Here is a 10756-nt window from a genome sequence, read left to right on the forward strand (position 1 = left end):
CCCCACAGCGTTCGCGCAAACCTGCCCCTTCTCCCCCACCGCCCGAAACGAAGACCAACTCGCCGCCACCCGCTTCCCACGCGCCCCACACCACGACCCCCGCCTCGGCCGCTACGAAGCCAATTACGTCGGCCACGCCCACCAAGCGCCCTTCCGGGAGCGCGGCAGCAGCGGGGGCATGGTAAGCTGGGTCGCCGCCGACCTGCTCGCGTCCGGCCAGATCGACGGCGTCGCCCATGTCATTCCCGCGACCGGCGACCGCCTTTTCCACTACCGGATCTCGCGCACGCCCGAGCAAATCCTCCAGGGCGCCCGCTCGCGCTACTACCCTGTCGACCTCGCTGAGGTGCTGGCGGAAATCCGCGCCACGCCCGGTCGCTATGCGATCGTCGGCATTCCGTGTTTCATCAAGGCGGTAAGCCTGCTGCGTGAGCAGGACCCGATCCTGAACGAGCGCGTCACCCACCTCTTGGGCCTTTTCTGCGGCCACATGAAAAGCGCCGCCTTTGTCGACAGCTTTGCCTGGCAGCTAGGGGTCCCGCGTGACGAGGTGCGCGCCGTGGAATATCGCCGCAAGGATCCGGATCGCCCCGCCAATTGGTACACCGCGCACCTGACGCTCAACGACGGCACCGCGCGCTGGCAGGACTGGTTCCACCTCGCCGACGGAGACTGGGGCGCCGGCTTTTTCCAGAACTCCGCATGTGACGCCTGCGACGACGTGGTCGCCGAATGCGCCGACGTCTCCTTCGGCGATGCCTGGGTGGAGCCCTATTCGTCAGACGGCCGCGGCACCAACGTCGTGATCGTCCGCAGTCCGGAAATCGCCGCCAGCATCGCCAATGCGATCGACAACGGCCGCCTCGCCCTTGAACAGGTCGACGCCGATTTCATCGCGGGAACCCAAGCCGCCGGCTTCCGCCAGCGCCGCGATGGCCTAGCCTATCGCCTCACGTGGCAGAAGCGCCGCGTGACGCCCGTCAAGCGCGTCGCTCCCCGCGCCACCGGCCACCCGCCGCGCCGCCGCGCCATCTACCGCACCCGCGCCGCCATAGCCTGGTGGAGTCACCGCATGTCCTGGGCCGCGAAGCGCCTGAACTGGCCGATGCTCTATGTGGGTTGGGCCAAGGCCAGCCTCTACGTCTATCAGGCGCTCGCTTACAAACGCGGTCGCCTCGGCAAGTGGCTCGCCCGGCTGGACGGCGTGGAGGGCTAGGCCGGCATGGGGTGGCGCGGCACCGGCCCGATCCGCGCCCCCGCTTGGACCGATGCGGTGAACACGTCATGCAGCCGCTCGACCAGCGCCAGCTGCTTCGGCAGCAGCTCGGGCTGCAATCGCCGCGTCACGGCGGTAGCGCGATCGGTATAGAGCGTCAGATCGGCATGGGCCGCCGCGAGATAGGCAAGCGCCGGCACCCGCGGCACCGTCGCCACGCCGATCTCCGCCAGAAACGCTACCAGATCGTGTAGCGCGATGGCGGATACGCCGCGATCGGCGCGCGGATCGCCCCGCCCGTTGAACGCTGCGGTGCCGAAGAACGGGTTGCCCGTGAAATGGTCGAAGCGCCGCGCACGCGGCGCCAGCACGCGATCGAACGCGGTCGCAACCTTTGGCCGGCGGTTCATCAGAATGGCGTGGCGCAGCGTGTCATGGCCGAATAATTCAACGCCGTGGCACGCCGACCCCTCGGCAAACAACAGCACCTCGGCATTGCGATACAGTGCGAATTGCCGCGGCAGCGGCAGCTTCTCGCTGTACATGATGTGAAAGCCCGCGTCCACCAAGATGGATTCGAGTACCTTCTCGCCCAGCAGCCCGGATTTGTCCTCGAGCCCGCTCCTCGAAACGTACACCTTCTTCGGAAAGGTATCGTCCAGCGGCCCCCGTCCCGGCCCGCGCCGGTTCAACAGATCGAGGTACCAGCCCTTGGGCACGCTGCCCAATTCCGCGCCCGCCTCGACGATCAGCAGCTCCTCGACAATCGTGTCCTTCGCGATCACCGTGCAATTACGCTCATTCACCCCCAGCAGGCGCAGCATCGCCTGTGCAACCGGCGCCAGCGCCTCGAACGTCGGCGGGCTGCCGCGCTGATGCACGATCAGCCAGTGCGGCCGCTTCGCCACCTGCCGGGACGGCAGAATGCGGTGGATCATTTCGGACATGATGTGGCCAAAATGGCCGAACGTCCGTCCGAGATAGGCGTAGGAACCCCGCAAAATCACGGGATCGCGCGGCGCGGGCGCGAAATGGTCCACTACCTGGCCTGAACGATTGTGCCGCAGCAGCATGCTTTCCGGATCGTCGCCCAGCACGGGGCCGCCGTGAAATTGGCCCGCAGGTCGCTCCGCGGCCTGCACATGCGCCCACCGGATTGTGCGTGAAACAGGACCGCCTGCCGCCACCGTTCCTCCCCCTTGCCGCAGCAGGCGGCGTCGCCATCGGCGCTAAAGCTGATCCCGCCTCTTCGCAAGCTCGTGCCGCCGTCACGATTTTCCACTTTCCCAGCGGCAGCCGCTGCCATTCGCTCTGCCAAAGGTTCCCGTGGAGAAGACCGGCAATCTCAAGAGAATGCGCCTCGCTCTGGCCAACGCGAGAATTTGATCGGGCAAAAGGGGCCGCCGCGATCGCGCTTGCGGCTCCTTCCCCGACCCGCCACTCTGCGCGCCGATGTTCGACGACATTCCCGTTCAGGTCTGGCTGCTCATCGGCATCGTCGCGACCGCCTACGCCCCGGTCGCCTACGTCTATCGCTATGTCGCGGCCGATCCGAGCCGCCGGGACGTTGCCGCGCCGCCGCTCGACCTGTCGTGGCGATCGGAACGGCAGTTCATTTACTGCTCCGGGCTTCTCGTCGCGCTGGCTGGTTTCGCGATCTTTATTTTCACCCCGGCTGCGGAACGCTTCGCCCGCTCGCCTAGCTTCCAGCCGATCGTACTCGGCGCCCTCGGCTGTGGCTCGCTTTTCACCGTCGCCAGAGCGTTGGCGACCGGCACGATCGAGCCGCTCGTGCGCGGGTTCAATCGTACCTACGAGCGCGCCGCGTATCCCCGCCGCTTCTGGGGCTCGGCAGCCTGGAACATCATCCTGGGCGGCATTTTTCTGTTTGGCGGGGTTGCTACGATTGCCGATCAGGAACGCGACCGGTGCTTCAACTATCAAGACAAACTGTCGCCTCAGGAACAACTTTCAGCCTGTGACGGTCTGCTCGTCGACCAAAGTCTCTCACGCGAAGACCGTGCTGATTTCATGCGCAACCGCGGGATTGCGCGGCATAGCCTCGGCCAGTCGGATCGCGCGATCGACGATTACAACCGCGCATTGGAACTCGATCCCAGCGACTCCTATGCGCTCTACAATCGCGGTCTGCTTTACCTCGAAGGCGAGCAATATCAGTTCGCCATCGAAGATTTTGGCCAATCGCTGAAGCTTCGCCCCGACAACACGGAAGGCTATGAGCAGCGAGCCCAAGCCTACGCCGCGACCGGCGCACTGCTCGAAGCGACCGCCGACATCACCCGCGTTCTGCACGACAGGCCTCGGGACGAGTCTATGCTTGTTTGGCGCGCCAACCTTTACGCGGAGCGCGGTGACTTTGCTGCGGCGGAGCGCGACCTTGATGCAGTACGCGGCATAAACCCGTCCAGCGTGCTGCTGCTTCGCGGAGAAGCCATTCTCAGCCTGGCGAAGAAAGATGCGGACGCTGCGCTGGTAAAGCTGCAAGCCGCGCTCGCCCGCGAACCGGGCCATCTGTGGACTCTGAATACGATGGCGAATATTCAGCAGAGCCTCGGCCAGCATGATGAGGCCAAGGCGACCCGCGCCAAGCTGCCGTCCATGGGCCGGGAGGGCCGGCGCTAATCACCACCGCTGGCATCCGCCGCGCCCGCTTCCTACATCCCGGGTCTATCCTCCCGACCGGAACGGAAGTAGAACCTACAGCATGCTGACTCACATCTCCGTCCGCGGCGCGCGCGAGCACAATCTCAAGGACGTGAGCGTCGATATCCCGCGCGATACGCTGACGGTGATCACCGGTCTGTCCGGCTCGGGCAAGTCGAGCCTCGCCTTCGACACCATCTATGCCGAGGGGCAGCGCCGCTACGTCGAGTCGCTTTCCGCCTACGCCCGCCAGTTCCTCGAACTGATGCAGAAGCCCGACGTTGATCATATCGAGGGCCTCTCGCCCGCCATCTCGATCGAGCAGAAGACCACCAGCCGCAACCCGCGATCGACCGTCGCGACGGTCACCGAGATCTACGATTACATGCGCCTGCTCTGGGCGCGCGTCGGCGTGCCCTACAGCCCCGTCACCGGAGAGCCGATCGCTGCGCAGACCGTGTCGCAGATGGTCGACCGCGTCATGGCGCTGCCCGAGGGCACGCGGCTGTATTTGCTCGCTCCCGTCGTTCGCGGCCGCAAGGGCGAATACCGCAAGGAACTGGCCGAGTGGCAGAAGGCGGGCTTCACCCGCGTCCGCATCGACGGCGAGATCCACGAGATCGAGGACGCTCCAGCGCTCGACAAGAAGTACAAGCACGACATCGAGGTGGTGGTCGACCGCCTCGCGGTGAACGCAGACATTGCGACCCGCCTGGCCGACAGCTTCGAGACCGCGCTGAAGCTGGCGGACGGCCTCGCCTATGTCGACCTGGCGGATACTACCGTTGAGGAAGCCACCTCCTCCGTTCGTGCTGAGCCTGTCGAAGCACGTGCCGCAGACGGCACGTCCGAGACACGCCCTTCGACAGGCTCGGGGCGAACGGGCGTGGACGGCGGCAAGATGAAGAATGCCGGCATCCCCGCCAACCGCATCGTCTTCTCCGAACGCTTCGCCTGCCCGGTCAGCGGCTTCACCATCGCCGAGATCGAGCCGCGCCTCTTCTCCTTCAACGCGCCCCAGGGCGCCTGCCCCGCCTGCGACGGCCTCGGCGAGAAACTGATCTTCGACGAGGACCTCGTCGTCCCCAACCACGCGCTTACCATCAAGAAGGGCGCCGTCGTTCCCTGGGCGAAGTCGAACCCGCCCTCGCCTTATTACATGCAGGTCCTCGGCAGCCTCGCGCGCGAATTCGGCTTCAGCCTGGACACGCCCTGGTCCGATCTCCCGCCCGAGATCCAGCAGACGATCCTCCACGGCACCCGCGGCAAGCCCGTCACCCTCACCTTCATCGACGGCAAGAAGAGCTACGACGTCAAGAAGCCGTTCGAGGGCGTCATCGGCAACCTCAACCGCCGCATGCTGCAGACTGAATCCGCCTGGATGAAGGAGGAGCTCGGCAAGTATCAATCCTCCCAGCCGTGCGAGGTCTGCAACGGCGCGCGCCTCAAGCCCGAGGCGCTGGCGGTGAAGGTGGCGATGCAGGACATCAGCCACGCCACCCGCCTATCGGTGGTCGACGCGCTCGCCTTCTTCACCCAGCTCCCCGATCACCTCAACCCGCAGCAGCGCGCCATCGCCGAGCGCATCCTCAAGGAGATCGTCGAGCGCCTCGGCTTCCTCAACAACGTCGGCCTCGATTACCTGAACCTTGACCGCACGTCGGGCACTCTATCCGGCGGCGAGAGCCAGCGCATCCGCCTCGCGTCGCAGATCGGCAGCGGCCTGTCGGGCGTCCTCTACGTCCTCGACGAGCCCTCGATCGGGCTCCATCAGCGCGACAACGACATGCTGCTCGCCACGCTCCGCCGCCTGCGCGATCTCGGCAACACCGTGCTCGTCGTCGAGCATGACGAGGATGCGATCCGCACCGCCGATTACGTCATCGACATGGGCCCCGGCGCGGGCGTCCACGGCGGCCAGATCGTTGCGCAGGGCACCCTTAAGCAGCTTCTCAAATCCAAGGGCTCGGTCACCGCTGACTATCTCAACGGCACCCGCGAAGTCCCCGTCCCCGCGAAGCGCCGCAAGGGCAGCGGCAAGAAGCTGACGGTGCACAACGCCACCGCCAACAACCTCACCGGCGTCACCGCGTCGCTCCCGCTCGGCACCTTCACCTGCATCACCGGCGTCTCGGGCTCGGGCAAGTCGAGCTTCACCATCGACACGCTCTACGCCGCCGCCGCCCGCGCGCTGAACGGCGCGCGCATCCTCGCCGGCAAGCACGACAAGGTCACCGGGCTCCAGCATCTCGACAAGGTGATCGACATCGACCAGTCGCCGATCGGCCGCACCCCGCGCTCGAACCCGGCGACATATACGGGCGCCTTCACCCAGATCCGCGACTGGTTCGCGGGGCTCCCCGAAGCGCAGGCGCGCGGCTACAAGCCCGGCCGCTTCTCGTTCAACGTCAAGGGCGGCCGCTGCGAGGCGTGCCAGGGCGACGGCGTGCTCAAGATCGAGATGCACTTCCTGCCCGACGTCTATGTCACCTGCGACGTCTGCCACGGCGCGCGCTACAACCGCGAGACGCTCGAGGTTAAGTTCAAGGGCCACTCCATCGCCGACGTGCTCGACATGACGGTCGAGGACGCCGCGGAATTCTTCAAGGCGGTGCCCCCGATCCGCGACAAGATGGCGATGCTGGTCGAGGTGGGCCTCGGCTACGTCAAGGTCGGCCAGCAGGCGACGACGCTCTCGGGCGGCGAGGCGCAGCGCGTCAAGCTTGCCAAGGAACTCGCCCGCCGCGCCACCGGCAACACGCTGTATATCCTGGACGAACCCACCACCGGCCTGCACTTCGAGGACGTCCGCAAGCTCCTGGAAGTGCTCCACGCGCTGGTCGAGCAGGGCAACACGGTGGTGGTGATCGAGCACAACCTCGACGTCATCAAGACCGCCGACTGGGTGCTGGACCTCGGCCCCGAGGGCGGCGTGAAGGGCGGCGAGATCGTCGCCGAAGGTACGCCCGAGGTGGTGGCGGCAGAGCCGCGGAGCTTCACGGGCAAATACCTCGCCCCACTTCTCACCAAGCGCGAGGCAGAAGCGGCGGAGTGAAACTATGAACGAGGTGGTATCGAAGTTTTCTTCTTACAACATCTTCAACTATCTCGTTCCTGGCACAGTCCTTTGCCTGTTTCTGCACGGACAGCAATTGATCTATCTCGATCGGATCGACATCGTCGCCAAGCTGGTCGTGTTCTATGTGGTTGGTATGGCAGTCAGCCGCGTGGGCTCACTGATCCTCGACCCCTTGATGAAACGGGCCGGACTGATCCAGCGCTCGAGTTACAACGACTATGTCCGGGCAACCTCGGAAGATAATATGGTTTCCGTGCTGCTTGAAACCAGCAACACCTATCGAACGATGACCGGGGCCTGCGGGATCGGCCTCATCGCCTATCTATTAAGCGCCGTCCTGCCAGAAGCCTGGCTGCGGCACGGCGCGGCAGGCGCAATCTTGATTGCTGCCGCGACCGCTCTCTTCGCATTCGCCTATATCAAGCAAAACCGCTCCATTACTCGGCGTGTAAGTGCCAATAAGGCCATCCGCCCAGCTAATGATCCAGCAACGTCGCCGCGGGAACTGGCGGGATGACCGCTTACCGCCCCGAATTCGAAGCCGGCCTGCGCCTTTTCGCCCGCGCCAGCGAAGCAATGCGGGCACGCGGCTTCCTTCCGCCGGTTCTGGTCGGCGGCGGCGCAGTCGAACTATACACGTTAAGCGCCGTCAGCACCGGCGACTTCGACATTGTCACCGCACGACAGGAAGAGTTTGAGCAGGAGCTACAGCGTCTCGGGTTCACTAAGCCGGGAGGGCCCGGCCATACGCCCTTGGGCTGGTTGCATCCCGAACTGATGCTGGGTTTTGAAGTCGTCTCATCGCTGTTGCTGGATGGCGCCGCCGATCGCGACCGCGTTGTCTTGGTCGATCTCGGCGCTGACGGACGAGCAGCGATCATCTCGGTTGAAGACACGATCGCTGATCGTATGGGCCAATTCGCGTCCGGCGCTGCGCCAGCCATGCTGGATCAAGCGAAGAAGCTGTTCGGCCTTCATGCGGACGTGGACCTGGATTATATGGACGCCCGCATCCGGCACGAAAGCGCAGGCGAATATGGCATCGAAGATCTCAGGGACTGATCGCGCGATCCCTCTTGCGGAGCTTGCCGCGGACATCGCGCGCCGACGTGAGGAAACAGGGATCAACGCCGTGTCCCGCAACAGCGGCACTCGCCGCACTGAAAGCAAGCGCGCGCTGCTGAAGGCGATCGAAGATGCGGGTGGCTGTTGGTAGCCTTACGCTGGTATCGTTTCGTCCAACTCACGTAAGCGCGCTTCGATTTGCGGCATGAGCTGGTAGATACCGGTAAGTTCCGGCATCAGGTGGCGTGTTTCTTCCTTGCCTTCGAACGTTCCGAAGTAGCGGGTGGTGGGCGAATTGAACCACATTCTTGCGATTGTCTTGCGGTTGTTGTCGTCGAGCAGGATCGCGCAATAACTCTTGCTATCCCTGATCGCGATGCGTTTCGGGTTAACAAACCGGGAGGCTATCGCTTGGACAATATGAAATCCACCAAGCTCTTCCTGAGTCGTGACGATACCCTCTTCAGGTAAAGAGATTTCGCCTTCATCTGGCTCGACCATCACAGGAGTGGTAGCGTTCAGCGCGGATGAGAGCCGCTCGTTCACCCGGTCCCGTATCAATGCCCCTATGGTACTGGGAACCAAGCGAGCGATACTTTCTTTGGCCGCCGGTGTGATACGTCCCTCGATCACCCGCCCAGCGAAAAGTCTTACGAACTCGTCGGATGGCTCAGAAAATTCTTGTTCGATGGCTTTCCTGAGCAGTGATTGAAGCTTCAGAATTCCCGCTTCTTGAATTATCTTTTTAATATCAAAGTCGCTTTTACCAAACTTCTCTAGCGTGCGCACATCGCTTGGCTTGATTGCATCCATGCAAAACGTGAAAAATGGTCGCTCGTCCATCTTATTCGGCTTCTCCACATCGGAGAAAAAATGGTAGTTCACACCGTTTGTAAGCACGGCCAAGCGCGCCTCTGTAGTTGAGAAGTACCTGAAAAGCTGTGACGCATGGCTTACATTAAGCTCTGATGTTGATGGTCTACACTCAACCAATATATTCACTTTGCTATCGGCGCAGATGGCGTAGTCTACCTTTTTCACCCTTCTTGATACCAACATCAGCCGTAAATTCTGGGACCACTTCCTCAGGATTGAAAACGTCATATCCAAGAGACTGCAAGAACGGCATTACCAGCGCCGTCTTCGCTGCCTCTTCTGTTAGAAGGACCTCGCGATGTTCGATTGTTCGCTTTTGAAGTTCGGCTAGACGCGTTGCGAGATCCATGTTCCACCCCCCGGTTGACGAACCAAATTCTGTCTAGAGATGTCGCAATCTGCAAGCACTTCCTTTGACAAGCATTTTGGATAGTTGATTTCATCATTCCGACCCTGCCGGCTTCAGCAGCGCCCAGGCCAGCCCCCGCCGCCGCTCGCCTCGCGCAATTCTCTGCGGAACTGTTCACACCGATGCTGATTCGCTATTCAGGGCCGGCGCCCCTATATGTCGCCTGCTACGTTCGCAAATCGACGGTCTTTGGCGCTTTGCGGCACCTTCTTCCTTCTTTCCCTGCTGCCGCGGCACCGGGCGCTCCGGTCATCGGCTCGCCCGTCCGAAACAAGAAGGATACCCCATGGCCAACATCGGCACCGTCAAATTCTTCAACGCCGACAAGGGCTTCGGCTTCATCGCGCCGGACAATGGCGGCCCGGACGCCTTTGTGCACATTTCCGCCGTGGAGCGCGCCGGCTTCATCACGCTGAACCAGAACCAGCGCGTCAGCTACGAGCTGGAGAATGATCGTCGCGGCCGCACCAGCGCGGTCTCGCTCGAAGCCGCGGAATAAGCATCGCGCATCCGCCGGCCGGCGATGGTGCCGGCCGGCGACCTTGAACAGCAAAAGGGAGCCCGCCCCATGGCCGATGATGCAACCGTGTACCGCGCCCGCGCCGCCAGCGAGTTTGCCAATGCCCGCGACGCGACGCTCGATAACGTGCGCGAACGCTGTGAGCGTGCCGCACGGGCGTGGGAGACTATGGCCGATCGTGCCGAGCGCGTCGCCACCCAGCGCACCGAGCGCGAGGCCGCGACGGCGGCGCAGCGGCAGCCGGTCGAGCTCTAGAAGCCGCCCTCGCGGATCGCTTCCATCGCCACAAAGGTGGAGGTGCTGGCGACATGCGGCAGTGTCGAGATCCGCTCGCCCAGGATGTCGCGGTAGTGGCGGATGTCGCGGGTGCGGATCTTCAGCAGGTAATCGAAGCTGCTGGCGATCATGTGGCATTCCTCCACTTCCGCGATGGCCAGCACGCCGCGCCGGAATTCGGCCAGTGCCGCCTCCCTGGTGTCCGACAGCTTCACCTCCGTGAAGGCGACATGGCCCAGCCCCAGCCGCGCGGGATCCACTACCGCCTTGAACCCGCGGATGAAACCGCGGTCGGTCAGCCGCTTGAGTCGGGTCTGGCACGGCGTCTTGGACAGCCCCACGCGCTGCGCCAGTTCGGTAACGGAGATCCGCCCGTCGCTCCTCAGCACCTCGATGATGCGCCGGTCGAACTGGTCGATATCGTCACCGCCAAGAATTGAAACGTCCATTTCGCCTTCTGCCAGGATCATCAACAAGCCGAACGGTCTGCCGGAACAGCAATCATAAGTCGGATTGCCTTGGCGACAATCACTATATCCGGCGCACGTCATCCGCTGGAATCATCGATGCCCACCCTGTCGCCATTGTTCGCCGATTTCGCCCCGCCGGTCCGCCCCGCCACTCCGCTGCGCGCCGCCATCACCGCCGCCA

11 protein-coding genes are annotated in these 10756 nt (G+C 63.5%); 7 read left to right on the forward strand and 4 right to left on the reverse strand.

The features are described 5' to 3' along the window. The coding region (locus AX702_RS05485; RefSeq protein ID WP_156455368.1) for a Coenzyme F420 hydrogenase/dehydrogenase, beta subunit C-terminal domain at positions 1-1216 on the forward strand (1216 nt) is incomplete at its 5' end. On the opposite strand, the gene AX702_RS05490 is transcribed toward AX702_RS05485, so the two are convergent. Further along, the gene (locus AX702_RS05490) at positions 1213-2313 is read right to left on the reverse strand and encodes a glycosyltransferase 61 family protein (RefSeq protein WP_156455369.1); all 1101 of its coding nucleotides are present in this window, start codon (positions 2311-2313) and stop codon (positions 1213-1215) included. The genes AX702_RS05485 and AX702_RS05490 overlap by 4 nt on opposite strands. 355 nt (positions 2314-2668) lie before the next feature. On the opposite strand from AX702_RS05490, the gene AX702_RS05495 reads away from it, so the two are divergent. The 4 genes from AX702_RS05495 (at position 2669) to AX702_RS05510 (ending at position 8021) form a co-directional block, all read left to right on the forward strand. After that, on the forward strand, positions 2669-3859 hold the full coding sequence (locus AX702_RS05495; protein ID WP_066777192.1) for a tetratricopeptide repeat protein: 1191 nt from the start codon (positions 2669-2671) through the stop codon (positions 3857-3859). Between the two features lie 82 nt (positions 3860-3941). After that, entirely contained in the window at positions 3942-6935 is a 2994-nt protein-coding gene (uvrA, locus tag AX702_RS05500; RefSeq protein WP_066777195.1) for an excinuclease ABC subunit UvrA, read from the forward strand. A 4-nt stretch (positions 6936-6939) separates the two neighbouring features. Beyond that, positions 6940-7476 carry a hypothetical protein gene (locus AX702_RS05505; protein WP_066777200.1) on the forward strand — a complete coding sequence of 179 codons (537 nt, stop codon included), beginning with the start codon at positions 6940-6942 and terminating at the stop codon, positions 7474-7476. Next, complete coding sequence (locus tag AX702_RS05510) at positions 7473-8021, forward strand: hypothetical protein (RefSeq protein WP_066777204.1); 549 nt, start codon at positions 7473-7475, stop codon at positions 8019-8021. Before AX702_RS05505 ends, AX702_RS05510 begins: the two co-directional genes overlap by 4 nt. 156 nt (positions 8022-8177) lie before the next feature. Here the strand turns inward: AX702_RS05510 and AX702_RS05520 are convergent, their stop codons facing one another. After that, positions 8178-9128 (reverse strand): type I restriction enzyme HsdR N-terminal domain-containing protein, encoded by a 951-nt coding sequence (locus tag AX702_RS05520; RefSeq protein ID WP_331710377.1) that lies wholly within the window; start codon positions 9126-9128, stop codon positions 8178-8180. Next, positions 9031-9249, reverse strand: coding sequence for a type I restriction endonuclease (locus tag AX702_RS22810; RefSeq protein ID WP_231731738.1), 219 nt, complete (start codon positions 9247-9249; stop codon positions 9031-9033). The genes AX702_RS05520 and AX702_RS22810 overlap by 98 nt, the downstream gene beginning before the upstream one ends. A 346-nt stretch (positions 9250-9595) precedes the next feature. On the opposite strand from AX702_RS22810, the gene AX702_RS05525 reads away from it, so the two are divergent. Together AX702_RS05525 and AX702_RS05530 are read left to right on the forward strand one after the other, a co-directional pair. Beyond that, complete coding sequence (locus tag AX702_RS05525; RefSeq protein WP_066777209.1) at positions 9596-9808, forward strand: cold-shock protein; 213 nt, start codon at positions 9596-9598, stop codon at positions 9806-9808. 69 nt (positions 9809-9877) lie between these two features. Continuing rightward, positions 9878-10084 carry a hypothetical protein gene (locus AX702_RS05530; RefSeq protein WP_066777211.1) on the forward strand — a complete coding sequence of 69 codons (207 nt, stop codon included), beginning with the start codon at positions 9878-9880 and terminating at the stop codon, positions 10082-10084. Here the strand turns inward: AX702_RS05530 and AX702_RS05535 are convergent. Next, a complete protein-coding gene (locus AX702_RS05535) occupies positions 10081-10554 on the reverse strand; it encodes an Lrp/AsnC family transcriptional regulator (protein WP_066777214.1) in 474 nt (157 codons plus the stop codon). The two genes, AX702_RS05530 and AX702_RS05535, sit on opposite strands and share 4 nt — an antisense overlap. Positions 10555-10756: the final 202 nt, after the last annotated feature.

The sequence above is a fragment of the Sphingomonas sp. CCH5-D11 genome (genome assembly GCF_001557395.1).
Taxonomy (GTDB): domain Bacteria; phylum Pseudomonadota; class Alphaproteobacteria; order Sphingomonadales; family Sphingomonadaceae; genus Sphingomonas.

Bases quoted from the DNA above. Each gene is read 5' to 3' on its own strand.
- AX702_RS05495 (WP_066777192.1), top strand. From the start codon at position 2,669: ATGTTCGACGACATTCCCGTTCAGGTCTGGCTGCTCATCGGCATCGTC.
- uvrA (WP_066777195.1), top strand. From the start codon at position 3,942: ATGCTGACTCACATCTCCGTCCGCGGCGCGCGCGAGCACAATCTCAAG.
- AX702_RS05505 (WP_066777200.1), top strand. From the start codon at position 6,940: ATGAACGAGGTGGTATCGAAGTTTTCTTCTTACAACATCTTCAACTAT.
- AX702_RS05510 (WP_066777204.1), top strand. From the start codon at position 7,473: ATGACCGCTTACCGCCCCGAATTCGAAGCCGGCCTGCGCCTTTTCGCC.
- AX702_RS05520 (WP_331710377.1), bottom strand. From the start codon at position 9,128: ATGACGTTTTCAATCCTGAGGAAGTGGTCCCAGAATTTACGGCTGATG.
- AX702_RS22810 (WP_231731738.1), bottom strand. From the start codon at position 9,249: ATGGATCTCGCAACGCGTCTAGCCGAACTTCAAAAGCGAACAATCGAA.
- AX702_RS05525 (WP_066777209.1), top strand. From the start codon at position 9,596: ATGGCCAACATCGGCACCGTCAAATTCTTCAACGCCGACAAGGGCTTC.
- AX702_RS05530 (WP_066777211.1), top strand. From the start codon at position 9,878: ATGGCCGATGATGCAACCGTGTACCGCGCCCGCGCCGCCAGCGAGTTT.
- AX702_RS05535 (WP_066777214.1), bottom strand. From the start codon at position 10,554: ATGGACGTTTCAATTCTTGGCGGTGACGATATCGACCAGTTCGACCGG.